The sequence below is a fragment of the Caenispirillum bisanense genome (assembly GCF_900230255.1).
Classification (GTDB): Bacteria; Pseudomonadota; Alphaproteobacteria; order Rhodospirillales; family Rhodospirillaceae; genus Caenispirillum; species Caenispirillum bisanense_A.
The window spans coordinates 86,944-110,180 of sequence record NZ_OCNJ01000011.1; the positions used below are offsets into that span (position 1 = coordinate 86,944).

Sequence of the window (23,237 nt, forward strand, 5' to 3'; positions counted from 1 at the left end):
CCCACTTCGGAGGCCGGCCATGACGACGCCGCTCCTCGACCTGCACGGCATTTCCAAGACCTTCGGGCCCGTCCGCGTGCTCGACCGCGTCGACCTGACCGCCCTGCCCGGCCGCGTGCTGGCGCTGGTGGGCGAGAACGGCGCCGGCAAGTCGACGCTCATGAAGATCGTCACCGGCATCTATCATCCCGACGAGGGCGGCGAGATCCGCTTCGAGGGCCAGCCGGTGCGCTTCACCAACCCGCGCCAGGCCATGGACGCCGGCATCGCCATCATCCACCAGGAACTGAACCTGCTGCCCGGCCTCTCGGTGGCGGAAAACATGTTCCTCGGCCGCGAGCCGCGCGGCCCCTTCGGCCTGATCGACTGGCGCACCATGCGCGAGCGGGCGCGCGCGCTGCTGCACCGCCTGAAGCAGGACCACATCGACCCGGCGTGGCCGGTCGGGCGCCTCGGCGTCGGCGCCCAGCAGATGGTGGAGATCGCGCGCGCCCTGTCGCTCGACGCCGAAGTCATCATCATGGACGAGCCGACCGACGCCCTGACCGACGTCGAGACGCAGATCCTGTTCGAGGCGATCCGCGGCCTGAAGGCCGACGGCAAGGCCATCATCTACATCAGCCACCGCCTGGGCGAGATCTTCTCCCAGTGCGACGACGTCGCCGTGCTGCGCGACGGCGGCATGGTCCACACCGGCCCGGTCGCGGAGTTGACCGAGGCGCAGCTGATCCACCACATGGTCGGCCGTGACATCACCGACCAGTACCCCTACGTGCCCGCCGAGGCCGGCCCGGTGCGGCTCGCCGTCACCGACCTGACGGCCGAGGGAGTCGCCGGCGTCTCCTTCGAGGCGCGGGCCGGCGAGGTGGTGGGCTTCGCCGGCCTCATGGGCGCCGGCCGCACCGAACTGGCGCGCGCCATCTACGGCGCCAACCGCATCTGGACCGGCACCGTCCTGCTCGACGGCGCGCCGGTGCGGCTGAAGAGCCCGCGCGACGGCGTGCGCGCCGGCATCGCCTATGTCACCGAGGACCGCAAGGCCGACGGCCTGATCCAGCCCCACTCCATCCGCTTCAACATGGCGCTCGGCAGCCTCGGCCGCCTGTGCCGCGCCGGCGGGGTGGTGGACCGCGACCGCGAACGCTCCGCCGTCGCCGAATACATGCGCGTCTTCGCCGTCAAGGCGCCCGACATGGACGCAGCCGTGCAGACCCTGTCGGGCGGCAACCAGCAGAAGGTGTCGCTCGCCAAGTCGCTGCTGGCGCAGCCCCGCGTCGTCATCCTCGACGAGCCGACGCGCGGCGTCGACGTCGGGGCGCGGCGGGAAATCTACCAGCTCGTCAACCAGTTGAAGGCCCAGGGCCTGTGCGTGCTTCTCATGTCGTCGGACATGCCGGAGCTGCTGGGCCTGTCGGACCGCATCCTGGTGCTGTCCCACGGCCGCGTCACGGGCACCTTCGCCCACGGCGAGGCGACGCAGGAGAGCATCATGGAACGCGCCGTCGCCGTTCCCTGAGGAAGGACCGTGCCATGACCACCGCCACGCCCCAGCGCACCGACGAGCGCCGCACCGTCCCCCCGAAATCCCAGGGCAACCCGGCGCTGCGCTTCCTCGCCGCCAACAAGTCGCTGGTCGGACTGATCCTGCTGATGGCCATCGTGTCGGCCGTCAGCCCGAACTTCCTGACCTTCGACAACCAGATGAACATCCTGCGGCAGACGTCGATCAACGCGATCATCGCCTGCGGCATGACCTTCGTCATCCTCACCGCCGGCATCGACCTGTCGGTCGGCTCGGTGCTGGCCTTCACCGGCGCGGTCTGCGCCAGCCTGGTCGGCGGCGACACCAGCCTGTGGATCGCCCTGCCGGCGACGCTCGCGCTGGGCGCGGCGCTGGGGGCCGCCAACGGCGCGGTGATCGCGCTCGGCGGCGTGCAGCCCTTCATCGCGACGCTGGTCAGCATGACCGTGCTGCGCGGCGCGACGCTGGTCTATACCGACGGCCGCCCCATCGGCACCATCGACGGCCAGGGCGCCGACGCCTTCTGGGCCATCGGCGGCGAGTACGTCTTCGGCGTGCCGGTGCCGGTGCTGATTTCCGCCGTCGTCTTCATCGTGTGCTGGTTCGTGCTGTCGCGCGTGCGCTTCGGCCGCTACGTCTACGCCGTCGGCGGCAACGAGCAGGTGACGCGCCTCGCCGGCATCGACATCACCGCCGTGAAGATCGCCGTCTATGCCGTCTCGGGCCTGCTCGCGGCGCTGGCCGGCGTCATCCTGACCGCCCGCCTGGAAAGCGCCCAGCCGACCGCCGGCACCGCCTACGAGCTGGACGCCATCGCCGCCGTCGTGCTCGGCGGCACCAGCCTCATGGGCGGGCGCGGGCACATCTTCGGCACCCTGGTGGGCGCCCTCATCATCGGTGTCCTCAACAATGCGCTCAATCTGATGGAGGTCTCGTCCTACTACCAGATGATCGCCAAGGGCGCCGTCATCCTGCTGGCCGTCCTGGTGGACAGCCGCGGCAAGAGTTCGAGTTGATTATTGCCCTCGGGCGGCGGGCGGGCGCTCCTCGCGCCCTTGCCTCCCGCCGCTCGCGTGGCGCCGGCGCGGTCGCGCCGGATGTTGGCCCAAGGCGGTCACGCCGGATGTTCGTCCAAGAATGAAACTGAACCGGGAAAGGTAGGTGTCATCATGCGTAAGACCCTGACGATGGCCGTTGCGGCCGTGGCGCTGCTCGGCTCGACCATGGCGGCGGAAGCCGCCGACAAGATGGCCCTCGTGGTCTCCACCCTGAACAACCCGTTCTTCGTCACCCTGAAGGACGGCGCCGAGGCCAAGGCCAAGGCGCTCGGCTACGATCTGCTGGTGCTCGACAGCCAGAACGATCCGGCCAAGGAACTGGCCAACGTCGAGGACGTGGTGAACAAGGACATCAAGGTCCTGCTCATCAACCCGACCGATTCCGACGCCGTGCGCTCGGCCGTGCGCGCCGCCAACCGCGCCGACGTGCCGGTGGTGACCCTCGACCGCGCCGCCAACGGCGGCAAGGTGGCCGGGCACATCGCCTCCGACAACGTGGCGGGCGGCGAGATGGCCGGCCAGCTCATCGTCGACCTGCTCGGCGGCAAGGGCAAGGTGGTGGAACTGCAGGGCGTGCCCGGCACCTCGGCCGCCCGCGACCGCGGCCAGGGCTTCCACAACGTCGTCGACAAGGTCGAGGGCATCCAGGTGGTCGCCAGCCAGCCGGCCGACTTCGACCGCACCAAGGGCCTGAACGTCATGGAGAACATCCTCCAGGCGCAAAGCGAGATCGACGCCGTCTTCGCCCACAACGACGAGATGGCGCTGGGCGCCCTGAAGGCCATCCAGGCTTCCGGCCGCGACATCAAGGTGGTCGGCTTCGACGGCACCGACGACGGCGTCGCCGCCGTGAAGGCTGGCACCATGGCCGCCACCGTCGCCCAGCAGGCCGGCAAGATCGGCGAGATGGGCGTCGAGACCGCCGCCAAGGTCGCCAAGGGCGAGAGCGTGCCCGAGTACACGCCGGTTCCCCTGCAGGTGATTCAGAAGTAAAACCTGCCCACGTGGGTGGGGCGCGGCTTCCGGCGGCGCCCCACCCGCCTCCTCTGTCCCACCGCCCGGAACCCAGGCCATGGCCACCATCAAGGACGTCGCGCGGGAGGCTGACGTCTCCGTCAGCACCGTGTCCCACGTCGTCAACGGCACCCGCTACGTGGCGCCCGAGACGGCCGAGCGGGTGCGTTCCGCCGTGGAGCGCCTGGGCTATGCGCCGAGCGGCGTCGCCCGGGCGCTGAAGGGCAACCGCACCCAGAGCATCGGGATGGTGGTCACGTCCTCCACCAATCCCTTCTTCGCCGCCCTCATCCACAGCGTCGAGGCCGCCTGTTTCGCCCGCGGCTACAGCCTGATCCTGTGCAATTCCGAGGACGACGGCGACAAGTTCTACGCCTACCTCGCCACGCTGCGCACCAAGCGCATCGACGCCCTGGTGGTGCTGACCGCCAACCAGGAACCGGGGCTGCCGGCCGAGCTGGCCGCCGCCGCCGGCGTGCCGACGGTGGTGCTGGATACCGAGGACGCCGCCCCCGCCACCGCCGTCGCCGACGACAGCTACGCCGGCGGCGGCCTCGCCGCCCGCTACCTGGCCGAAGCCGGCTTCCGCCGCATCGCCTGCATCAGCGGGCCGGAGCGTCATCCGCGCTCGGCCGAGCGCATGGCCGGGCTGCTGGCGGGGCTCGACGCCGCCGGGCTCGACCTCGACCCGGCCCTGCACGTCGTCGCCGACCTCACCGTCGCCGGCGGCAGCGCCGCCATGGCGCACCTGCTCGACCGGCCGGAGGGCGAGCGGCCCGACGCCGTGTTCTGCTTCAACGACATGATGGCCATGGGCGCCCTCTGCGCCGCCCACGAGCGCGGCCTCACCGTGCCCGACGACGTCTCCGTCATGGGCTACGACGACGTGGAGCTGGCCGCCTACATGGCGCCGCCGCTCACCACCATTCACCAGCCGGTGCCGGAGCTGGGCGCCCGCGCCGCCGGCCTGCTCATCGACCACCTGGACGCCGGCGCCCCCCTGCCGCGCGTCGTCAAGCTCGAGCCGCGGCTGGTGGAGCGCCGCTCCGTCGGCCGGCCGCGCGGGAGGACCCCATGACCATCGTCGTCTTCGGCAGCACCAACGTCGACGTCGTCGCCTATTCGGACCGCCTGCCGCGGCCCGGCGAGACGGTGCACGGCAGCGGCTATTCCATCGGCCTCGGCGGCAAGGGCGCCAACCAGGCGGTCGCCGTGGCGCGCCTCGGCGGCGCCGTCGAACTGGCCGGACGCACCGGCGTCGACGCCTTCGGCACGCTGGCGCGCGAGCGGCTGCACCACTTCGGCGTCGGCACCAGCCATCTGCTGCCCGACCCGGCGGCGGCGACGGGCATCGCCGTCATCGGCGTCGATGCGCGGGCGGAGAACTGCATCACCGTGGTCGGCGGCGCCAACATGGCCGTCGATGCCAGCGACGCCGACCGCCTCGCGCCCGTGCTGGCGCAGGCCCGCGTGCTGCTGCTGCAACTGGAAGTGCCGCTGGCTCCGGCGCTGGCCGCCGCCAAGGCGGTGCGGGCGGTGGGCGGGCGCGTCGTGCTCGACCCCGCCCCGGCGCCCGCCGAGCCGCTGCCGGACGAGGTCTGGCGCAACGTCGACGTCATGACCCCCAACGAGACGGAGACCGAGGCCCTGGTCGGCATCCGCCCCGTCGACATCCCCTCCGCCGCCCGTGCCGCCGCCGCCCTCACCGAGCGCGGCCTGCCCGTCGCGCTGGTGAAGATGGGCGCCCACGGCGTCTACTGGCGCAGTGCCGAGGGCGAAGGGCATATCCCGGCCTTCAAGGTCACCGCCATCGACACCGTGGCGGCCGGAGACTGCTTCAACGGCGGCCTCGCCTTCGCCCTCGCCCGCGGCGACGCCCTGCCCGACGCCATCCGCTTCGCCTCGGCCTGCGGTGCCCTGGCGACGACGAAGCGCGGCGCCTCCGACGCCGCGCCCGCCCTCGACGAGGTCGAGGCCCTGCTCAGGCAGGGCTGATCGCCGTCCGCGCCTCAGCGCACGGCAATGCAGTCCCGGCTGTCGCGCGGGATGAAGCCCTTGCCCTTCTCCTGGGAGCAACTGCCGTAGGACATTTCGGAATTGCGGTAGATGTTCTCGCACTTCCGGTCGGTGTAGCAGTGGCCCATGGTGCGGTCGGTGATCTTGTCGACCACCGCCAGCTGGACGAGGCGCTCGACCGGCGGGACGGGCGCGGGCACGTCCTCGGCGGCGCCGGCGGCGGCGGGCGCGAGCAGAAGGGCCGCCAGGGCGGCGGCGGCGATGCGGGTCTTGGTCATGGATGACACTCCGGTTTGCGATGAAGAAACGGCGGGCCGATGCCGACCCGCCGTCTTCCTCTAGCGCGACCCCGCGCCGCTGCGCCCCCGCCGCCCGGCAGGGGCCGCAGCCCCGGTCACACCCGGTAGCCGAGCAGCCGCGGCAGCCACAGCACCAGTTCCGGCCACACGATGACGGCGACCATGGCGAGCGTCATGGAGGCCACCAGCCACAGGATCCACTTGAAGGTGCTCTCCATGGGGATGCCGGCGACGGTGGTGGTGACCATCAGGTTGACGGCGACGGGCGGCGTGAACTGGCCGATGGCGATGTTCATGGCCATGACCACGCCGAACCACGTCACGTTCCACTCGAAGGCGGCGATGATGGGCATGAGCAGCGGCAGCATGATGAGGTAGATGCTCACCCCGTCCAGCACCATGCCGGCGGCCAGCAGGAAGGCCATGACCAGCGCCATGATGACCCACTGGTTGTCCGACAGGGCGAGCAGCGCCTGCGCCGTCGCGTCGAAGGTGCCGAGCGTCGCGCCGGCCCAGGCGAAGATGCCGGCCAGCGAGATGATGAGCATGATGATGGCCGACGTCACCGCGCTGTCGACGAACAGCTGGTAGACGCCACGCCAGGTGAGATTGCGGTAGACCGCCACCCCCACCAGCAGGCCGTAGGCCACCGCCACCACCGCCGCTTCCGTCGGCGTGAACAGGCCCGAGCGCAGGCCGCCCAGGATGATGACCGGCGCCATGAGCCCCGGCACGGCACCGAGGAAGCTCTTCAGCAGCGGCGGGCGCTGCATGTCCTCCATGGCGCCGAAGTCGTGGCGGCGCGACAGCCACAGCACCGGCAGGATGATGGCGAGCCCGGCCAGCAGGCCCGGGATGACGCCGCCGGCGAACAGCGCCCGCAGGTCGGCGCCGGGCATCAGGATCGAATAGACGATGAGCGCGATGGACGGCGGAATGAGGATGGCCGTCGAGGCCCCGGCGGCGATGACGCTGGCGGTGAAGGGCTTCGGGTAGCCCGCCTTGAACATGCTCGGCACCATGACCATGGCGACGGCGGCGGCATCCGCCGGGCCGGAGCCCGACATGCCGCCCATCATCAGGCACACCAGCACGGCGACCACCGCGAGCCCGCCGCGGCGCGGGCCGACCAGGGCGCTGGCGAAGGTCACCAGGCTTTTCGCCACGCCCGACCGCTCGAAGATCATGCCGGTCAGGATGAACAGCGGTATGGCGATGAGCGGGTACTTGGCGATGCCGTTGTACGTGTTCGTACCGACCGTCGCCAGGGCGTAGACGTCGAGCCCCATCCAGATGCCGACGACACCGGCGAAGCCGAGCGCCACCGCGATGGGCGTGCCGATGACGAGCAGCAGGGCGAAGACCCCGAGAAGGGCCACACTGGCGGTCATTCCACGTCCTCCGTCGGGCGGCGCAGGGCGAGCCAGGCGCGCTCCAGGATGCGGAACAGGATCACCGCCGACAACAGCGGCAGCCACAGCGTGTAGATCCAGTTTGGATAGCCGAGGCCCGCCGACACCGTCTCGAACTCCCATTCGTCCAGCGCGAACAGGGCGCCGTAGTAGAGCACCATGGAAAACAGCGCCGTCGTCACCGCCAGGGTCACCAGTTCGGCGGCGAGGCGCACCGCCTTCGGCATGCGCTCCAGGAAGAAGGTGATCTTGATGTGCTCGTGCCGCGCGAAGGCGACGGCGGCGCCGAGCAGCGTCATCACCACCAGCAGGAACACCGAGAACTCCTCGGTGAAGGCGAAGGAGGCGTTGGTCATGTAGCGCACGACCACGTTGGCGAGGCTGATGGCGCAGATGAGCGCCATGGCGAGGGCCGCGCCGGCCTCCTCGATCTTCAGCGGCACCTTGGGCGGCGGCGGCGGCTCCGCCGGCTCGCCCTGGGGGCCGTAGTGCCTCTGGTCGGACAGGTCGCTCACGACAGGACCGTCTTCTGGTAGCTGCCGCCGTCCATGTCGCGGATCTCGACGCTGATGTGGGTCTCGGCCGGCGCGCGTTCGCCGACGGCGGCCGCGGCGGCGGCCAGCACGGCCTCCGACAGGGCCTTCTTGGCCTCGGGCGTGCGGCCGGGCAGCAGGCCGATCTCGATGTGCAGCAGCGACCGCCCGGCGGCGCCGTCGCCGATGATGGGCGCGCCGACGTCGAGCACGCGGGTCTTGCAGGCGGCGACGCTGGCGTTGACGTGCTCCACCGTCAGGCGGTGGATGCCGAGGGCGAGCGACCGGGTGTCGAGCCGCGCGGCGAGGTCGGTGGAGTGTTCGATGCGGATCTGGGGCATGGCGAGGGGCTTTCGTGGGTGGAACGACGCAAGGGGGCGGGTCCCGGACCGCCGGGCCGCCCCCTCGGTATTAAGCGCCGCTTACTTGCGGCTCTGCGCGACCGACTCCTCGGCCTGCTTCACCAGATCCGGGCCGATCTTCTCCGCCCACTGGTCGTAGACGCCGCGGGTGGCGTCGACGAAGGCCTTCTGCTGCTCGGGCGTCAGCTCGACGATCTCGGCGCCGGTCGCCTTGATCTCCTCGATCAGCGACGGGTCTTCCGCGGTGATGCCCTTGCGGGCGGCGGCGATGCCCACCTTGCCGGCGTCGACGGCGGCCTGGCGCAGGATCTCCTGGTCTTCCGGCGTGAAGCCTTCCCACACGCGCTTGCCGACGGCGAAGATCAGCGGGTCGTTCATGTAGTGCCAGAGGGTGATGTGCTTCTGGCCGACCGTGTCCATCTTGGCGACGGAATAGACCGACAACGGGTTTTCCTGGCCGTCGACGGCGCCGGTGGTGAGCGCCGGCTTGGCGTCGGCCCAGCTCATCTGCGTCGGGTTGGCGCCGAGCGCGGTGAAGGTGTCGTTGAACAGCGGCGAGCCGACCACGCGCATCTTCAGGCCCTTCATGTCGTCGGGCGTGCGGATCGGATGCTTGGAGTTGGTGACCTCGCGGAAGCCGTTCTCGGCCCAGCCGAGCGGCACCACGCCCTGCTTCTCGATGGCGGCGAACACGGCTTCGCCCGCCGGGCCGCCGGTGATGGCGTCGGTGGCGGCGAAGTCGGTGGCGAGGAACGGCAGCGAGAAGAGGTTCAGCTCCTTCACCTGCGGCGACCAGTTGATGGTCGAGCCCACCGCCATGTCGATGATGCCCTGGCGCATGGCGGTGAATTCCTTGGTCTGATCGCCCTGCACCAGCTGGGTGCCGGGGTAGACCTTCATCTTGATGCGCCCGTTGGTGCGCTCGTCGACCAGCTTCACCCATTCCTCGGCGGCGATGCCCCAGGGGAAGGGCGTGCCGAGCACGGTGGAGACCTTGTATTCGTCCTTGTAGTCGGCGGCATGGGCCGGCAGCGCGATCATGGCTGCGACCGCGGCGCCCAGAAGGCCCTTCATCCACTGCATGTCGGTTTCCTCGTTGCGTATTTGTCGATCTGCGGGATGGGAGATTATCCCTTCCCCGCCATTTCGCGCAATGGATGGAAACCTGCCCTGCGGTATGTGCGGGGCCTTACCGCGATTTAATGCATGTTCATTTGTCTGCCGCCGGCGGTGGCGCGACTGTCGGCAGAGGTTTCCAACGGAGTTTCCCCATGTGGAAGGTGGTTCCGGTGATCGCAGCGGGCGCCCTGGCGGCCCTGTGGCACACGCCCGCGACCGGGCTGATCCTGTTCGGCACCCTGCTGTCGGTGTTCCTGGTGTCGCTGTTCCAGTCGACGACGGACACGCCATGACCGGGCCTGCCGCCTCTTCCTCCGCCGGGGCCCAGGCGGTGCGCGCCGTCCTCGTCGGCTTGCGCGACCTGCTGCTGCGCTTCCTGCTGCCCATCGCCGGAGTCGGCCTGGTGCTGTGGGGGGCGGAAGAGGTGCTGCTCGCCTTCGGCGTCCACGGTGACCTGGCCAAGATGCTGCGCTACGGCGTGCTGCCGATCTACGGCCTGATGGTCTTCCGCCTGCTCGGACGCAAGGGCGGGGGCTGACCGCAGCACCGGCCACGACCCGGCGCGATGTCGTGATGCAAATTTGCATTGACGACGGCGCCCGCGGTGCCATATCTGAAGGACATTGAGACCCACCGCACGGCGCCCGCAGAGGGATCATCAGCCGGGCGGGCAAGACGACCCCAGGGGCGCACGCATGTGCGCCCCTGCATTCGTTTTCGGGCACCGCCGTATGGGCGATCCCCGGCATTGTTTCCGAAGGAACGGAAATGTATCTTCCTCTGGCCACTTTGCCAGAGGGAATCATGAGCACCGCAGAGAGTCAGACCGCCGGCCGTGCATCCTATCGCACCATCGTGTTCGTGGACTTCTGGAACTACTCACTTTCAATGCAGAGTATCGAGGAAGGCTTCCCGACAGACTGGCGGGTGCTCCCACACGTGATTATCGGGGCGGCAGTTCAGTTGATCGACCCTGGTGCAGCGGCTCACTACCATAGCATGAGGGTCTACGGGTCCTTTGCCGAGGACGGCGACGCCAAGCTTCGCAATTGGGCGACCACCAAGCTCGACACCTTCCCCGGCGTGACGTGCAACTTCGTGCCACGGCAGCGAAAGCGCACCGGCCCCCGCTGTCCGCAGTGCTACGAGATCGCGGCGACCTGCCAGCACTGCGGCGGCGACATGCGCGGCACCGAGGAAAAGGGTGTCGATACGGCCATCGCCGTCGACATGATCTCGCTGGCCTGGGAGGGGGTCTACGATGTCGCCGTTCTGGTATCCGCCGACCGGGACTTCGTACCCGTGGCGGAGTACCTGATGAAGAAAGGCATCAAAGTCATCCATGGCGCCTTTCCGCCGTCCGGCGCCATGCTGTCGCAGAAGAGTTGGGGCGCCATAGACATCCCGGCCCTGCGCGACAGCTTCCGCCGCCCGCCGAAGGCGTAAGCGTCAGCCCTCGAACACGATGCTCGCCCGCAGGCCCGGCGCGGCGTCGGCGAAGTCGAGCCGGGCGCGGTGCATGCGGACGATCGCGGCCACCAGCGACAGGCCTAGCCCGTTGCCGGGCGTCGTGCGGCTGGCGTCGAGGCGGACGAAGCGGTCGGTCACGCGGGCGCGGTCGGCCTCCGGGATGCCGGGGCCGCAGTCGCGCACCACCAGCGCCGGGCCGGGCGCCGCCTCCACGTGGATGGTCCCGCCCGCCGGGGTGTACTTGATGGCGTTGTCGACCAGGTTGCCGAGTGCCTGGAACAGAAGCTCCCGGCTGCCCTGCACCGTCAGGCCCGGCTGCACCGCCGCCGCCGTCATCACGAGGCCCTTCTCCTCCGCCACCGGCCCGTAGAGGTCGGCGACGTCCTCCACCAGCGCCCCCAGGTCCACCGTCACCGGGTCGGCGACGGCGACGCCGGCTTCCGCCTCGGCGATGGACAGGAGCGCGTTGAAGGTCGCCAGCAGGCCGTCGGCCTCCGCCATGGCCTGGGCGGCGGCCTCGCGCAGATCCTCGGCCGAGCCGCCGCGGGCGACGGCCTGCTCCAGCTGGCTGCGGATGCGGGTGAGCGGGCTGCGCAGGTCGTGGGCGACGTTGTTGGTGACCGTGCGGATGCCGGTCATCAGCCGCTCGATCTGGTCGAGCATCTGGTTCAGGGTATGGGCCAGGCGGTCGAACTCGTCGCCCGAGCCATTGGTCTGCATGCGGTGGGTGACGTCGCCGCGCATGATGGTCTCGGCGCCGCGGTTGAGCCCGTCGATGCGCGCCAGCACCCGCCGGCTGACCAGCAGCCCGCCCCCCAGGCCGAGCACCAGCGTGCCGGCCAGCGCCCAGGTCATGGCCTCGGCCATCAGGTTCTGGAAGCGGTCCAGCGCGCGGGTGTCGCGCCCGACCAGCAGGTTGAAGCCGCCTTGCAGCTTGAAGGCGCGGGCGCGGCCATAGGCCGCCTCGGTGCCGTCGCCGGCCAGCGGGAAGACCACCCAGCTGCCGACCTCGTCGGCATTGGCCGGCCAGGCGGTGACGTTGCCGGCGATGCGGCGGAAGCCCGGGTCGGTCAGCAGATACAGCCCGCCGTTGACGTTGTGCGGCCCGGTGCGGCCTTCGATGGCGCGCACCAGCCCGGCGAGCCCCGCCGTGCGGTAGTGCTGCGCCAGGGCGTCGATTTCCGAGGCGATGGTGTCGTCGATGGCGCGCCCGATGTTCTGCGCCGTCGCCCAGTAGATGGCGCCGAGCAGGAGCAGCACCGACAGGCCGAACACGGCCGTATAGGCCAGGGTCAGGCGGAAGGCGCTGGTGCGCAGGAACCTACGAAGCCGCACGGAGGGTATACCCCGCGCCGCGCACGGTGTGCAGCAGCGGCTGGTCGAAGTCCTTGTCCACCTTCTGGCGCAGGCGGCTGATGTGGACGTCGATGACGTTGGTCTGCGGGTCGAAGTGGTAGTCCCACACGCCCTCCAGCAGCATGGTGCGGGTCACCACCTGGCCGGCATGGCGCAGGAGGTATTCCAGCAGCTTGAACTCGCGTGGCTGCAGGTCGATGACGCGGCCGGCGCGCTTCACCCGGCGCTCGATGAGGTCCATCTCCAGGTCGGCGACGGCGAGGCGCGTCTGCACCGCCGGCTCGCTGCGGCGGCGGGCCAGGGCCTCGACGCGGGCCAGCAGTTCGGAAAAGGCGAAGGGCTTGGTGAGGTAGTCGTCGCCGCCGGCCTTCAGGCCCTTCACGCGGTCGTCGACGTGGCCGAGGGCGGACAGGAACAGCACCGGCGTGCGCACCTCCGCCGCCCGCAGGGCCTGCACCAGGGCGAGGCCGTCGAGGCCGGGAAGCATGCGGTCGACCACCAGCACGTCGTAGGTGCCGTCGGTGGCGTGGAACAGGCCGGCGCGGCCGTCGGTCACGCGGTCGACGACGCAGCCCGCCTCGGCGAGGCCCTTCTCGATGTAGCTTCCGGTCTTCTCGTCGTCCTCGACGACCAGCACGCGCATGGCTGCTCCTTCCGTCCCGATACGCGGATGCGGACGCTCGCGCGCCCGCATCCGGTCACCGTCATACTGTAGTCGCTTTCCACCCCAGCGTCAGGCGCTGCGCAGGGGGACCGGCACGAAGATGGTCTGGCTGTCGCGCTGGACCAGCAGCAGGACGGACTTCTTGTCCTGCTTCTTGGCCTCGCCGACGGCGGCGATGACGTCCTTCGGGCTTTCGACGCTGGTGCTGCCGACGCGGGTGATGACGTCGCCCTGGCGCACGCCGCGCTCGGCGGCGGGGCCCGTCGGGTCGACGTTGGCGACCACGGCGCCCTTCACCGAACCGTCGAGGCCGAGCTGGTTGCGCAGCGCCTCGTCCAGCGGCGCCAGCGCGAGGCCGAGTTCGCCCTTGCCCGCGATCCCGGGCTCGGCGGCGGCCACCTGCGGCTCGTCGGGCATGGTGCCGAGGTCGACGGCGACCGTCTGGGTGTCGCCGCCGCGCAGGATGCCGAGGGTCACCTCGTCGCCCGGCTTGTGGGCGGCGATGATGCGCGGCAGGTCGCGCAGCTGGGCGATCTTCTCGCCGTTGACGGCGGTGATGACGTCGCCGGTCTCGACGCCCGCCTTGCCGGCCGGGGTGTCGCCGCCGACGCTGGAGACCAGCGCGCCCTTGGTGGCGTCGATGCCCATGGCCTCGGCGATCTCCGGCGTCACCGGCTGGATCTGCACGCCGAGCCAGCCGCGGGTGACGTGGCCGTTTTCCTTCAGCTGGGCGATGACCGGCTTGGCGACCGCCGCCGGCACCGCGAAGCCGATGCCGACCGAACCGCCGTTGGGCGAGTAGATGGCGCTGTTGACGCCGACCACCTTGCCGCTCATGTCGAACATGGGGCCGCCGGAGTTGCCCTTGTTGATGGAGGCGTCGGTCTGGATGAAGTCGTCGAGCGGGCTGTTGCCGATGGCACGACCGCGCGCCGAGACGATGCCCGCCGTCACCGTGCCGCCGAGGCCGAAGGGGTTGCCGACGGCCATGACCCAGTCGCCCACCTTCAGGGTGTCGCTGTCGCCGAACTCGACGTACGGCAGGTCCTTGTCGCTCGTGACCTTCAGCAGGGCGAGGTCGGTCTTCGGGTCGGTGCCGACGATCTCGGCATCCAGCGTGGTGCCGTCGGTGAGCGCGATGTGAACGTCTTCCGCCCCGTCGATCACGTGGTTGTTGGTCACCACGTAGCCGTCGGCGCCGATAAGGAAGCCCGACCCGAGGCCGACCGCATGGCCGCCGCGGCCTTCCGGCACGCCGGGACCCATGCCGGGGCCGCCGAACTGGCGGAAGAACTTCTCGAGCGGGCTGCCCGGCGGGAACGGCATGCCGGGGCCTTCGCCGGCGCCGGCCTCGGCAAGGGTGACGGTCTTCTCGGCGGTGATGGTCACCACCGCGGGCGAGACCTCGTCGACCAGCCCGGACAGGCTTTCCGGCATGGGGGCGGCGACGGCCACCTGGGTCCAGGCGATGAGCCCGACACCGGCGGCGGCGGCGAAACGGGCGACGGAGCGGCCCGTGGTGCGCCCGATGGGCGCGGTCTTCCGCAGAGCGAGCATGGGGAGGAAGTCTCCACGTAACACGAGAGGGGGAAGTCTTTGCCGTGGGCGGGAGGGCCGGCACATCCAGGGCCGCGGCGGGGGGTGACGCCGGCACCGGACCGTCGGGAGGGAGGGAGGGGGCACCTGCCGTCAGGGCTCGCGCCGCTCCCGCCCACGGCTGATCCCCAACATGGGGCATGTCCCCTGACGACGGCATTTCCGGCGGATTAAACGTTGGTAACCCCGCCGCGAGCCCTCGTTCAGGCAGGGTTCAGGCGGACGGGACCACCATGGCGAACAGCCTTGAACGAAGAGGGGTCTTTCCCATGTCCGCCCTGCCCGCCTCCGATCGCTACAGCAGCGTCTCCATCGCCTTCCACTGGGCCGTCGCCGCCCTGGTCATCGGCCTGTACGGCCTCGGCCTGTCCCTGGAGTCCTTCGGCGAGGACTTCGAGCGCGCCGCCATCCCGCTGCACAAGTCCTTCGGGGTGCTGCTGCTCGGCCTGACCGTCCTGCGCCTCGTCTGGCGCCTCGCCACGCCGCAGCCGACGGCCCTGGACGGTCCGGCGTGGCAGCACCATGCGGCGACGGCCGCCCATTGGCTGCTCTATGCCCTGATCGTCGCCATTCCCGTCAGCGGCATCGTCATGTCGTGGTCGGCGGGCCGCCCGGTGTCCGTCTTCGGGCTGGTCGAGCTGCCGACGCTGATGGCCAAGAACGATTGGGCGCGCGACCTGAAGGAGGTCCACGAGATCCTGTCCAACGTGCTGATGATCGTCGTCGGCCTGCACGCCGCCGCCGCCATCTGGCACCACCGGGTCCTCAAGGACGCCACCCTCACCCGCATGCTGCCGCAGATGCGTCGCGGCTGATCCCGCCGGCTCATCTCCGCCAAAGAAGAAGGCCGGGTCCTGCGACCCGGCCTTTCGTGCGTTTGCGGCGGCAGGCGCCTCATGCCGGTCGTCGGCGAGCGCCGCACGTCGACGACCGGACGGCGCGACCGCGCCGCGCGGCTCCTGCCGCGGAAGCCAAGCGCGCACCGCACGCGCCCGGCGCCTGAGGGCGTTGCAGTGATCGTGCCCGATCACTGCAACCAAACATCAGTTGATGGCGGAGAGGGCGCCGCCCTCGCGCAGGCGGTCGCGGTAGGCGGACAGGAAGCTCTGGAAGTTCTCCGCCTGCTTGATGCGGTCGGCGACCGTGCGGTAATCGATGACGCCGTCGGCCGGGGCCGCCGTGATGAGGTCGAAGGCGTCGCGGTAGGACGTCTTCTGCATGGCGCCGAGGTAGCGCGAGCGCAGGGTGGCGACGCCGGCATCGTCGTTGGCGAGCGTCAGGGCCGTCGCCCAGTCGAGCACGCGGCGGGCCTGGGTGGTGTCGAGGGTGGCGTCGCGCGCCGGCGCCGGCACCAGATCGGCGAGCGCCTTGGCGGCCCCCTTCCAATCCTGCTTGCGCCACAGGATTTCCGCCCGCAGCAGCTTGGCGTTCTCGCTGTCGTCGCCGGACAGCAGCTCGATGGCCTCGTCGATCTGGTCGAGGTCGGCGAGCGCGCGGGCCATGAGCTGGTTGCGCTGGCGCTCCAGCGGCGCCGGCGTCTCCGGCGCGCGGGTCATGAGCAGCGCCTTGAGCGCCGATTCCGGATCGTGGTTGAGCAGGTGCACGAGGCCGAGGCGGCCGCCGATGCGGGCGCGCTCCACGCCTTGGAGGCGGAACTTGACCTGACGGTCGAGCAGCGCCGCCGCCTGATCGAGCAGATCCATGCTCACCAGCCGGTCGGCGAGGCGGCGGATCATCTCGTCGCCCTTGGCGCCGGTCGGCGTCAGTTCGCGGAAGTCGTCGAACAGGGCGATGGCGGTGATCGGCGACATGCCGTCGGCCGCGCCTTCCAGGTAGAGCTTGTCGAAGATCTGGCGCATGGCTTCCGCCGCGCGCTCCGACCCCGGCAGCTGCGGGAAGTAGCTGGCGGCGATCTTGTAGGTGCGCAGCGCTTCCGGCCACTTCTGCTCCTCGACGTAGAGGCCGCCGAGGCGCATGAGCAGCGAGAACTCGAACGGGCCGCCGCGCCACGCGAAGCGCAGGTCTTCCAGGCCCTTGATGAGTTCCGGCCGGTCCAGGCGCTCCATCTTCGCCAGCAGTTCCAGGCGGTCGCGGGCGGCCTTGGCGCGGTAGTAGCGGCTCGGGCCGGCCTCGACCTCCTCCCACTTCTCCGCCGCCGACTCGTAGGCGCCGGTGGCTTCGTCCAGGCGGCCTTCCAGGTAGGTGATGGCGGCCAGTTCGCCCGGCGTGTTGACGTCGGTGCGGGCGGCTTCGAGGAAGTTGTGGGCGGCCAGATCGTCGGCCGCGTCCACCGAGGCCTCCGCCGCCTGCAGGGCGAGCGGGATCTTGACGCGGTCGGGATAGGCGCCGAGCACGCCGCCGGTCTGGCGCAGGGTGCGGGCCTGCAGGGCCGGATCGCCGAGGGCGGCCTGGGCGGCGGCGCGCCAGAAGTCGGCCTCGTCGACGCCGGCGAGGCTCGGGTGGCTGAGGTCGTCCACCGCCTCGGCATAGCGGCCCATGAGGTACTCGGCACCGCCGCGCAGGGCGCGGAAGGGCGCGGAGTTGATCATCTCCGGCGCCTCGTCCTCCAGCGTGCGCAGCACGCCCATGGCCTCGGCGGCGAAGCCGTGGGCGAAGTAGAAGCGGGCCATTTCCAGGCGGGCGCGCTGCTTGCGCTCGCCGGTGGCATCGGCCACCGCCATGAGCAGGTCCTGGCGGTTCTTGATGTAGTCCTCGGCCGGGCCGCGCATCCAGCCGCGGATGTCGTAGACGTGGCTGAGCACGGACTCGTCGCCGACCCGGTTCATGGCTTCCAGGCGCGCCGTATCGCCCGACAGGCGCAGGCCGCCGATGGCGGTGATGTCGACGCCGTTGCGGGTGGAGGTGGCCGAGACCCGCTCGGTCTTCGGGATCGCCACCACGCCCTGGGCCGTCACCGGCATGTCGAGGTCGGGCAGGCTGCGCGACGGATAGACGCCATGACCGAGCGGGATGACCGGCACCACGATGATGCTGTCGCCGATTTCCGGGTCGCGCACGGTGATGGTGCGGCCGCCTTCGGCCACCGGCAGGTAGAGACGCGGCCCGACCGGGCTCTGCGGTTGCGGCTGCACCTCGATGGCCGTCGCCGGCTTGAGCGGCTGGCGCATGAGGTCGACGATCCACAGCAGGCCTTCGCGCCGGACGCTCGGGTTGTAGCCCGGCTCGACGATCATGCGCACGATGGTGGAGGCGCGGCTCTGCTGCTGGTCGATGTGGGTGACGATGCCGGCGCCGAGGCGGCGCAGCAGGTTGATGTCGACGTCCTGGTGGCGGTCGAACACCACCCACAGGTAGCCGCCGCGACGGAACACGGCGGCGGCCGTCGGCTCGTTCCACGAGAAGCTGAGGCTGGCGACGCGCGCCTTCTGGCCCGGCTGCAGCGGCGGCAGGTCTTCCTCGCCCTCGCCGGGCGGGGTGAGTTCCTGGGCAGCCTTGGCGAGGTCGGCGGCCTGGGTCGCCTTCTCGTCCTCTTTCCCCTGCGCCTTGCGGATGGCCTGGGCGAGCGCCGTTCCCGGCGACGGGCCGCTGCCGGCGGCCTGCGGCGGCGTCACGGCCGGCGCCGCAGGCGCGGTGCCGTCGGGCTTGGCAGGCGGCGGCACGGGAACGGGGACGGCGGCGGCGGCCGTGGTCTCGCCCGGCGCCTGTTGCTGTTCCTCGGGCGTGCGGGCGGGCGGCTGCTGGCCGGCGGCCGGCAGCAGGTCGAGCACCACCTTGCTGCCGCTGGTGAAGTGGCGCACCCGGCCGCCCGGCGGCAGGGGTACGGTGACGGCGAGGCCTTCGCCGCGCGGCTCCGCCGCCACCTGGCGCAGGTCCTGCGGCATGGCGGCGCGGAAGGCCGGCAGGTCGACGGTGGCGTTGCGCTGGAACTCGACCACGGCGCGGTCGCCGTTGCTCAGCACGCGATAGCCGACGGGGCGGTTCCAGTCGAACACCACGCGGAAGAAGCCGGGATGCTCGCCGGTGCGGACCGGCAGCTTGCCGGCGCTCGCCGCGGCGGCCGGCTGCGCGGGAGCGGCGGCGGGCGCCGGGGCCGGCGTCGGCGCGGCGGCGGGAGCCGGCTTCTGCGGCCCGCCCATGAGGTCGAGCACCACCGACGTGCCGATGGTGAAGGTGCGCGGCTCGAACCCGCCCTTCAGCGGCAGGGTGACGGTGCGGCCGTCGGGCGACACGCGGGCGGCGGCGACGTAATCGCGCAGGGCCGCCGGCACGCGCTCGGCGCCGGGGCCGACGGGTTGGTCGAAGCGGATGATGATCTGGCCTGCCGCCTGCTCGACGTCGTAGCGCACCGGGCTGTCCCAGTCGAACACGATGCGGCCGTAGCCTTCGTGGGCGGCGGCGCGCACGGCCGTGGCGGCGTCGGCCGGCAGCGGCGCCAGGGCGGCGACGGCCAGGGCGGCGACGGCCAGGGCGGCGGCCACGGCGGCGGCACGCAACCGCCCGCCGAAACGGCGGGCGAGGGAGCGGATCGGCGTCTCGGCGTGCAGGCCGGTCATCGGCTGCGGGCCCCTTCGTAAATCACCACGTCGACCCGCCGGGCGAGCGACGCGCGCTCCGCCGGCGACAGGGTGGCGGGAAGATCGGCGGACCGGCTGTCGCCGTGTCCGAGGACGGTGATGGGGCCGCCGTAGCCGCCCTGGACGAGCCCGTTGGCGACGGCGGCGGCGCGCGCCAGCGACAACTCCCACGGCGAGGCGAACCCGCCGGCGCCGCCCTTGGCCTCGCCCGGCGCGGCATGGCCGGCGACGGCGACGGCGTTGGTGAGGGTGGTCAACTTGCCGGCCAGCGACGCCAGCGACGCCTGGCCGGCCGGGCTGAAGGCGGCGCCCTGGCCGAACAGGGCGTCGCCCGGCAGGGCCAGCAGCAGGCGGTCGCCGTCCACGGCGATGCGGGCGCGCCCGAGCACCGGGTCGGCGGCCAGCGTCTCTTCCAGCACGGCCGCCAGATAGGTCAGGTTCATGGCGAAGGGAACGTCCCGCGCGACGATGGAATGCTCCATCGAGCGGTCGTTGACCGGCTGCGTCGCGTCGGTCTGCACCGTGCGCGACAAGGCGCGGCTGACCGCCTGCCAGGTGTCGGTCTTCATGGTGGTCATGGAGAACAGCAGGACGAAGAAGGTCAGCATCAGAACGACGAGGTCGGCGAACGTGATCATCCACGCCGCCGTGCCGCTTTCATGCAGATCCGTCCGTTCGTCCATCACCGTTCCGTCACTCCACCGCCGGGGCGGTCGTGGTCGTATCCTCGCGCGGCGGCGCACCCGCCAGCGGGCGGCCGAGCCAGTCGGCGTCGCCGACCTCCTCGACCACCGTGAAGGTCATGCGGGCCCGTCCGGCCTCGGTCGCCGACACTCCCGTCACCACGCCCCCCGGCGCCGCCCCCCTCTCCACCATAGTGCGTGCCAGCACGGCAGCACGTTCCACCGCCGGTGTCACCCCGAGCGGCATCATGTCGCCCGTAGGGTAATCCGAACCGGTTACGAATTCCATTACGTAGCGGTATCCCGGTGGCGCAGACGACAGCCCCGCCACGATGCGGTCGAGCAGCGGCAGGTGCACCTCGCGCAGGCGCGCCTCGCCGGGCACGAACAGGGCCTCGACGGGGAACTCCAGCTCCATGATCCGGCCGCGCGACCGGCGCGTGACCGTGACCGCCGGGATGGCTGCCTCGAACGCGCCTTGCAGCGCATCCTGCCAGGCGCGCGCCTCCTGCACCGCGACGCCGGCATCGCCGGTGAAGCCGCCGAGCGCCGTGGTTTCCGAGCGGCTGAAGGTGGCGTTGACGCTGTCCACCGCCCGCGCCGCCCGCTCCTCCTCGAAGGTCGACAGCGACAGCAGGGTGATGAAGAAGGCCAGCAGCATCAGGTAGAGGGCGAGGAACAGCGACAGCGACGCGTGCTGCCGCTTGTCGTCGCCACGCGCCAGATCCTCGATGTGTTCCATGCGGAACCGGGTCTTTCGTCAATCGAAGCTCGCCAGCAGGGCGTCGATGTCGTCCTGCCGCATGGCGCTTTCCACCGCCTGAGGGCCGTTGAGCAGCTCCTCGTCGGTGGGCTTGCGCGGGCCCTCGGGCGCCGCGGCGGCCGGGTCGGCCGGCTTGTCCGCCGCCGTCGCGTCGGGCGCGGCGCGGGTCTTGTCGAAGGACGGGTCGAAGGCGCGCACCAGCCCGTCCACCCGGTCCTCGATGATCTTGAGGGTGCGCACGACCTTGGTGATGCGCTGGCCGGTGATGTCCTGGAAGGTGCAGGCCTCGTAGATGGCCGTGGTGGCCGCCGCCAGCCGCTCCGCCGCCTCGGCCGGCAAGTCCCCTTGCAGGTCCTCCAGCACCTCGGCGGCGTCCATGATCTGGTTGGTCGCCTTTTCCGTCGCCTCGACGATGGCATCCAGTTCGTCGGAGGCGCTCGGCAGGAACTGCGACTGGATCTCGCCGGGATTGATGGCGGCGATTTCCGACCGGGCGGCGTGGATGTAACGCGCCAAGCCTTCCAGCTCCTTGTAGAGCTGGACGTCCTCGGCGGTCACGTCGCCGGTCATGGTGGCGAGCAGAGCCTCCACCACCGTCGCCACGTCGGCGACGGCGACGGTATCGCCGCGTTCCTGCCGGATCTCCGCCAGACGGGCCTGCAGGGCCTCGTCCACAACCGCACCAGCCATGGCAAACCCCTCCCGCCGGCCATGTACCGACGCCAGTCAGAACCGAAACGACCCAGGTTGCGCCCGTCGACTCAGAAGTCGCCGAGCACGCTGACCAGCTTGCTCTTCAGGGTCTCGGCGTTGAACGGCTTCACGATGTAGTTCGAAACGCCGGCTTCCTTGGCCGCGATGACGTTTTCCGACTTGGATTCGGCGGTCACCATGATGAAGGGCAGCATCTTCAGCTTGGCGTCGGCGCGCACTTCGCGCAGCAGCTGAAGGCCGGTCATCGGCTCCATGTTCCAGTCGGAAATGACCAGGCCGTAGTTGCCGTTGGCGCGCAGCAGCTGCAGCGCGGCACTGCCGTCCGTCGCCTCGTCGATGTTCGTAAAGCCCAACTGCCTGAGGAGATTACGGATGATGCGCAGCATCGTCTTGTAATCATCGACAATCAGGACACGCATATTCAAATCGACAGCCATTCTGGACTCCGTTTGCGACAGCCGGCCGGCAACCAGGCTACGACCCGAAAAACACTACCGCTTCTCATAAAATACCCGACCGTGCGAGGCAACCCTTTTGGTTGATCAACCGGTGCCGTCGCCGGTCGTTTCGTCCGGGTTGGGCAGACGCCGCATGCGCGACATCTCCTCCGTCAGCGCCCGCGCCTTCACCGGATCCATGGATGCCAGGATCGGGGCGGATTTGCTTTCCTTCATGTTCACCATGACCTGGATCAGGATGGGCATGTCCAGGTCGTTGAAGATGCGCGCGGCATCCTTGGGCTTCATGGTGGCATAGATCTTGACCAATTGGGCGACCTTTTCCGCCTCTTTCTGGTCGTACTGCGCCAGAAGACCGGTGATCGTCTCCTGCAGCGTCTTCAATTCGGCGACCTTGCGGTCGATTCGCGTCTCGGCGGCCTGCAGCAGGCCCTCGCGCATGGCGAGTTCCTTCTCGCGCGCCTCGATCTGTTCGCGGCGCTCGGCCAGCTTCTGCAGCAGGTCGATTTCCGACTGGGTGAAGGTCGCCGGGTCCTGCGCCGGGTCGAAGGCCTTGTCGGGCTTGGGCGCCTGGCCGCCGACCTGCGACGCCGACACGGGCGGCAGGCCCTCGGCCGCCGCCGGTGCGGGCGCCGGAGCGGGCGCCACCGGCGGCGCGCCGGCGTCCTGCGCCAGGGCCGTCGACTGGCCGACCGACACGTCGGCGAGGTTCAGGCGGTTGAAGTCCTCGTAGAGGCCGCCGAGGCGCACCGTCAGCATCAGCACGGCGACGAAGATGGTCACCGGCAGAAGCCGTGGCCGCGGGATCGCGAACTTCTTCATGGCACCCAGCTCTTCCCCTCGAACCCCTCGATACCCCTCGGCCCACCCTCACGCCGGCGCATCAGCGCACGGACCGCAGGGCGCGCAACAGTTCCCGTTCCGCTTCCGAGCGTTCCGGCTCGGGCGAGAACAGCGTTTCGTCTTCGTCGGCTTCCGACCGCGCCGCCGCCTCGGCGAGGCCGCGCAGGGCCGCCGTCAGGTCGTCGGTGCCACCGCGCAGGTTGGAGGCGGGCGGCGCCAGCGGCCGGCCCGGCGCCCGCTTCGGCGCAAGCCCGGGACGATCGGCGGCCGACACGGCGAGCGTCGGCGCCACCGGCTGCGGCTGCGGCTGCGGCTGCGGGCGCGGCGCCGGTGCGGCACTGGCGACCGGCGCCGCGGCAGCCGCCGGCGGCGGCGGGGCGGCGGCCGGACGGGCGGCGCCCACGGCCTGGGCGGCCGGCACCGGGCCCGGCGGCGGACCGGCGGGCGCGGCCGGCGCCTGCACCGCGGCGGCGCCCGGCACCGCCTTGATCTCGTTGCGCGCGGCGCGCAGGGTCTGTTCCAGCTTCAGCGCCGTCTCGTCGGCGCGCTCGCACAGGAAGGCCAAGTCGTCGCGCAGGGCGTTGGCGCGCTCGACGCGGTCCTGCAGGCCCTTGCCGGCGTCTTCCGCCGCCTTGCGCAGGCGCGGGATGCCGCTTTCGGCACGCACCGTCGCCTCGTTGAAGTGGGCGATCAGACGCGCGAGTTCGTCGCGGTTCTTGCGAAGGACACCGAGCCGGTTGTTGAGGATCACCGCGAACACGATCGTCGGGATCAACAGCAGCACGACGACGATGTCGAGGATCAGCTTGAGGTCCATCTC

General features: G+C 70.8%; 24 protein-coding genes. 9 read left to right on the top strand and 15 right to left on the bottom strand.

Going from position 1 to position 23,237, the window contains the following annotated elements:
- The first annotated feature begins 19 nt into the window (after positions 1-19).
- From CRP50_RS20530 to rbsK, 5 genes are all read left to right on the top strand, one after another.
- Entirely contained in the window at positions 20-1,516 is a 1,497-nt protein-coding gene (locus CRP50_RS20530; protein ID WP_097281067.1) for a sugar ABC transporter ATP-binding protein, read from the top strand.
- A gap of 14 nt (positions 1,517-1,530) precedes the next feature.
- Positions 1,531-2,538 carry a ribose ABC transporter permease gene (gene rbsC, locus CRP50_RS20535; RefSeq protein ID WP_097281068.1) on the top strand — a complete coding sequence of 336 codons (1,008 nt, stop codon included), beginning with the start codon at positions 1,531-1,533 and terminating at the stop codon, positions 2,536-2,538.
- Positions 2,539-2,691: 153 nt separating this feature from the next.
- Positions 2,692-3,573, top strand: a complete 882-nt coding sequence (gene rbsB, locus CRP50_RS20540) for a ribose ABC transporter substrate-binding protein RbsB (protein ID WP_097281069.1) — start codon at positions 2,692-2,694, stop codon at positions 3,571-3,573.
- A gap of 79 nt (positions 3,574-3,652) precedes the next feature.
- On the top strand, positions 3,653-4,672 hold the full coding sequence (locus CRP50_RS20545; RefSeq protein WP_097281070.1) for a LacI family DNA-binding transcriptional regulator: 1,020 nt from the start codon (positions 3,653-3,655) through the stop codon (positions 4,670-4,672).
- The gene (gene rbsK / locus CRP50_RS20550; RefSeq protein WP_097281071.1) at positions 4,669-5,589 is read left to right on the top strand and encodes a ribokinase; all 921 of its coding nucleotides are present in this window, start codon (positions 4,669-4,671) and stop codon (positions 5,587-5,589) included. The genes CRP50_RS20545 and rbsK overlap by 4 nt, the downstream gene beginning before the upstream one ends.
- Before the next feature lie 14 nt (positions 5,590-5,603).
- Here rbsK and CRP50_RS20555 read toward each other — a convergent pair whose 3' ends face one another.
- The 5 genes from CRP50_RS20555 to CRP50_RS20575 form a co-directional block, all read right to left on the bottom strand.
- Positions 5,604-5,888, bottom strand: coding sequence for a hypothetical protein (locus tag CRP50_RS20555; protein ID WP_097281072.1), 285 nt, complete (start codon positions 5,886-5,888; stop codon positions 5,604-5,606).
- A 116-nt stretch (positions 5,889-6,004) separates the two neighbouring features.
- Positions 6,005-7,300 (bottom strand): TRAP transporter large permease, encoded by a 1,296-nt coding sequence (locus CRP50_RS20560; protein WP_097281073.1) that lies wholly within the window; start codon positions 7,298-7,300, stop codon positions 6,005-6,007.
- Positions 7,297-7,836, bottom strand: coding sequence for a TRAP transporter small permease (locus tag CRP50_RS20565; protein ID WP_245913580.1), 540 nt, complete (start codon positions 7,834-7,836; stop codon positions 7,297-7,299). The genes CRP50_RS20560 and CRP50_RS20565 overlap by 4 nt, the downstream gene beginning before the upstream one ends.
- Positions 7,833-8,195, bottom strand: coding sequence for a tautomerase family protein (locus CRP50_RS20570; protein WP_097281074.1), 363 nt, complete (start codon positions 8,193-8,195; stop codon positions 7,833-7,835). Before CRP50_RS20570 ends, CRP50_RS20565 begins: the two co-directional genes overlap by 4 nt.
- An 81-nt stretch (positions 8,196-8,276) precedes the next feature.
- Entirely contained in the window at positions 8,277-9,299 is a 1,023-nt protein-coding gene (locus tag CRP50_RS20575; protein WP_097281075.1) for a DctP family TRAP transporter solute-binding subunit, read from the bottom strand.
- 188 nt (positions 9,300-9,487) lie between these two features.
- Here CRP50_RS20575 and CRP50_RS25665 point away from each other — a divergent pair, with 188 nt between their 5' ends.
- From CRP50_RS25665 to CRP50_RS20585, 3 genes are all read left to right on the top strand, one after another.
- On the top strand, positions 9,488-9,628 hold the full coding sequence (locus tag CRP50_RS25665; RefSeq protein WP_176525282.1) for a hypothetical protein: 141 nt from the start codon (positions 9,488-9,490) through the stop codon (positions 9,626-9,628).
- Positions 9,625-9,873, top strand: coding sequence for a hypothetical protein (locus tag CRP50_RS20580; protein ID WP_097281076.1), 249 nt, complete (start codon positions 9,625-9,627; stop codon positions 9,871-9,873). Before CRP50_RS25665 ends, CRP50_RS20580 begins: the two co-directional genes overlap by 4 nt.
- A gap of 266 nt (positions 9,874-10,139) precedes the next feature.
- The gene (locus CRP50_RS20585; RefSeq protein ID WP_097281119.1) at positions 10,140-10,781 is read left to right on the top strand and encodes an NYN domain-containing protein; all 642 of its coding nucleotides are present in this window, start codon (positions 10,140-10,142) and stop codon (positions 10,779-10,781) included.
- A 3-nt stretch (positions 10,782-10,784) separates the two neighbouring features.
- Here the strand turns inward: CRP50_RS20585 and CRP50_RS20590 are convergent, their stop codons facing one another.
- From CRP50_RS20590 to CRP50_RS20600, 3 genes are all read right to left on the bottom strand, one after another.
- Positions 10,785-12,140: a sensor histidine kinase gene (locus tag CRP50_RS20590; protein ID WP_097281077.1), complete on the bottom strand. Its 1,356-nt coding sequence runs from the start codon at positions 12,138-12,140 to the stop codon at positions 10,785-10,787.
- Entirely contained in the window at positions 12,127-12,804 is a 678-nt protein-coding gene (locus CRP50_RS20595; RefSeq protein WP_097281078.1) for a winged helix-turn-helix domain-containing protein, read from the bottom strand. The genes CRP50_RS20590 and CRP50_RS20595 overlap by 14 nt, the downstream gene beginning before the upstream one ends.
- A gap of 90 nt (positions 12,805-12,894) precedes the next feature.
- The gene (locus CRP50_RS20600) at positions 12,895-14,382 is read right to left on the bottom strand and encodes a DegQ family serine endoprotease (protein WP_245913582.1); all 1,488 of its coding nucleotides are present in this window, start codon (positions 14,380-14,382) and stop codon (positions 12,895-12,897) included.
- A 308-nt stretch (positions 14,383-14,690) separates the two neighbouring features.
- Between CRP50_RS20600 and CRP50_RS20605 the strand changes: the two genes are divergently transcribed.
- Entirely contained in the window at positions 14,691-15,236 is a 546-nt protein-coding gene (locus CRP50_RS20605; RefSeq protein WP_176525283.1) for a cytochrome b, read from the top strand.
- A gap of 228 nt (positions 15,237-15,464) precedes the next feature.
- On the opposite strand, the gene CRP50_RS20610 is transcribed toward CRP50_RS20605, so the two are convergent.
- The 7 genes from CRP50_RS20610 to CRP50_RS25670 all read right to left on the bottom strand — a co-directional run bounded on the left by CRP50_RS20610 (position 15,465) and on the right by CRP50_RS25670 (position 23,234).
- Positions 15,465-18,935 carry a tetratricopeptide repeat protein gene (locus CRP50_RS20610; protein ID WP_245913584.1) on the bottom strand — a complete coding sequence of 1,157 codons (3,471 nt, stop codon included), beginning with the start codon at positions 18,933-18,935 and terminating at the stop codon, positions 15,465-15,467.
- A complete protein-coding gene (locus CRP50_RS20615; protein WP_097281081.1) occupies positions 18,932-19,639 on the bottom strand; it encodes a flagellar motor protein MotB in 708 nt (235 codons plus the stop codon). Before CRP50_RS20615 ends, CRP50_RS20610 begins: the two co-directional genes overlap by 4 nt.
- A 10-nt stretch (positions 19,640-19,649) precedes the next feature.
- The gene (locus tag CRP50_RS20620) at positions 19,650-20,381 is read right to left on the bottom strand and encodes a hypothetical protein (protein WP_097281082.1); all 732 of its coding nucleotides are present in this window, start codon (positions 20,379-20,381) and stop codon (positions 19,650-19,652) included.
- Positions 20,382-20,399: 18 nt separating this feature from the next.
- The gene (locus CRP50_RS20625; protein ID WP_097281083.1) at positions 20,400-21,092 is read right to left on the bottom strand and encodes a protein phosphatase CheZ; all 693 of its coding nucleotides are present in this window, start codon (positions 21,090-21,092) and stop codon (positions 20,400-20,402) included.
- Positions 21,093-21,163: 71 nt separating this feature from the next.
- Entirely contained in the window at positions 21,164-21,553 is a 390-nt protein-coding gene (locus CRP50_RS20630) for a response regulator (RefSeq protein ID WP_097281084.1), read from the bottom strand.
- A 105-nt stretch (positions 21,554-21,658) separates the two neighbouring features.
- Positions 21,659-22,396: a MotE family protein gene (locus tag CRP50_RS20635; RefSeq protein ID WP_097281085.1), complete on the bottom strand. Its 738-nt coding sequence runs from the start codon at positions 22,394-22,396 to the stop codon at positions 21,659-21,661.
- Between the two features lie 61 nt (positions 22,397-22,457).
- A complete protein-coding gene (locus CRP50_RS25670) occupies positions 22,458-23,234 on the bottom strand; it encodes a DUF6468 domain-containing protein (RefSeq protein ID WP_097281086.1) in 777 nt (258 codons plus the stop codon).
- Between the last annotated feature and the right edge of the window lie 3 nt (positions 23,235-23,237).

Excerpts from the sequence above, each read along its gene's own strand:
- CRP50_RS20530 (WP_097281067.1), top strand. The coding sequence starts at position 20 with ATGACGACGCCGCTCCTCGACCTGCACGGCATTTCCAAGACCTTCGGG.
- rbsC (WP_097281068.1), top strand. The coding sequence starts at position 1,531 with ATGACCACCGCCACGCCCCAGCGCACCGACGAGCGCCGCACCGTCCCC.
- rbsB (WP_097281069.1), top strand. The coding sequence starts at position 2,692 with ATGCGTAAGACCCTGACGATGGCCGTTGCGGCCGTGGCGCTGCTCGGC.
- CRP50_RS20545 (WP_097281070.1), top strand. The coding sequence starts at position 3,653 with ATGGCCACCATCAAGGACGTCGCGCGGGAGGCTGACGTCTCCGTCAGC.
- rbsK (WP_097281071.1), top strand. The coding sequence starts at position 4,669 with ATGACCATCGTCGTCTTCGGCAGCACCAACGTCGACGTCGTCGCCTAT.
- CRP50_RS20555 (WP_097281072.1), bottom strand. The coding sequence starts at position 5,888 with ATGACCAAGACCCGCATCGCCGCCGCCGCCCTGGCGGCCCTTCTGCTC.
- CRP50_RS20560 (WP_097281073.1), bottom strand. The coding sequence starts at position 7,300 with ATGACCGCCAGTGTGGCCCTTCTCGGGGTCTTCGCCCTGCTGCTCGTC.
- CRP50_RS20570 (WP_097281074.1), bottom strand. The coding sequence starts at position 8,195 with ATGCCCCAGATCCGCATCGAACACTCCACCGACCTCGCCGCGCGGCTC.
- CRP50_RS20575 (WP_097281075.1), bottom strand. The coding sequence starts at position 9,299 with ATGCAGTGGATGAAGGGCCTTCTGGGCGCCGCGGTCGCAGCCATGATC.
- CRP50_RS25665 (WP_176525282.1), top strand. The coding sequence starts at position 9,488 with ATGTGGAAGGTGGTTCCGGTGATCGCAGCGGGCGCCCTGGCGGCCCTG.
- CRP50_RS20580 (WP_097281076.1), top strand. The coding sequence starts at position 9,625 with ATGACCGGGCCTGCCGCCTCTTCCTCCGCCGGGGCCCAGGCGGTGCGC.
- CRP50_RS20585 (WP_097281119.1), top strand. The coding sequence starts at position 10,140 with ATGAGCACCGCAGAGAGTCAGACCGCCGGCCGTGCATCCTATCGCACC.
- CRP50_RS20595 (WP_097281078.1), bottom strand. The coding sequence starts at position 12,804 with ATGCGCGTGCTGGTCGTCGAGGACGACGAGAAGACCGGAAGCTACATC.
- CRP50_RS20600 (WP_245913582.1), bottom strand. The coding sequence starts at position 14,382 with ATGCTCGCTCTGCGGAAGACCGCGCCCATCGGGCGCACCACGGGCCGC.
- CRP50_RS20605 (WP_176525283.1), top strand. The coding sequence starts at position 14,691 with ATGTCCGCCCTGCCCGCCTCCGATCGCTACAGCAGCGTCTCCATCGCC.
- CRP50_RS20610 (WP_245913584.1), bottom strand. The coding sequence starts at position 18,935 with ATGACCGGCCTGCACGCCGAGACGCCGATCCGCTCCCTCGCCCGCCGT.
- CRP50_RS20615 (WP_097281081.1), bottom strand. The coding sequence starts at position 19,639 with ATGGACGAACGGACGGATCTGCATGAAAGCGGCACGGCGGCGTGGATG.
- CRP50_RS20620 (WP_097281082.1), bottom strand. The coding sequence starts at position 20,381 with ATGGAACACATCGAGGATCTGGCGCGTGGCGACGACAAGCGGCAGCAC.
- CRP50_RS20625 (WP_097281083.1), bottom strand. The coding sequence starts at position 21,092 with ATGGCTGGTGCGGTTGTGGACGAGGCCCTGCAGGCCCGTCTGGCGGAG.
- CRP50_RS20630 (WP_097281084.1), bottom strand. The coding sequence starts at position 21,553 with ATGGCTGTCGATTTGAATATGCGTGTCCTGATTGTCGATGATTACAAG.
- CRP50_RS20635 (WP_097281085.1), bottom strand. The coding sequence starts at position 22,396 with ATGAAGAAGTTCGCGATCCCGCGGCCACGGCTTCTGCCGGTGACCATC.
- CRP50_RS25670 (WP_097281086.1), bottom strand. The coding sequence starts at position 23,234 with ATGGACCTCAAGCTGATCCTCGACATCGTCGTCGTGCTGCTGTTGATC.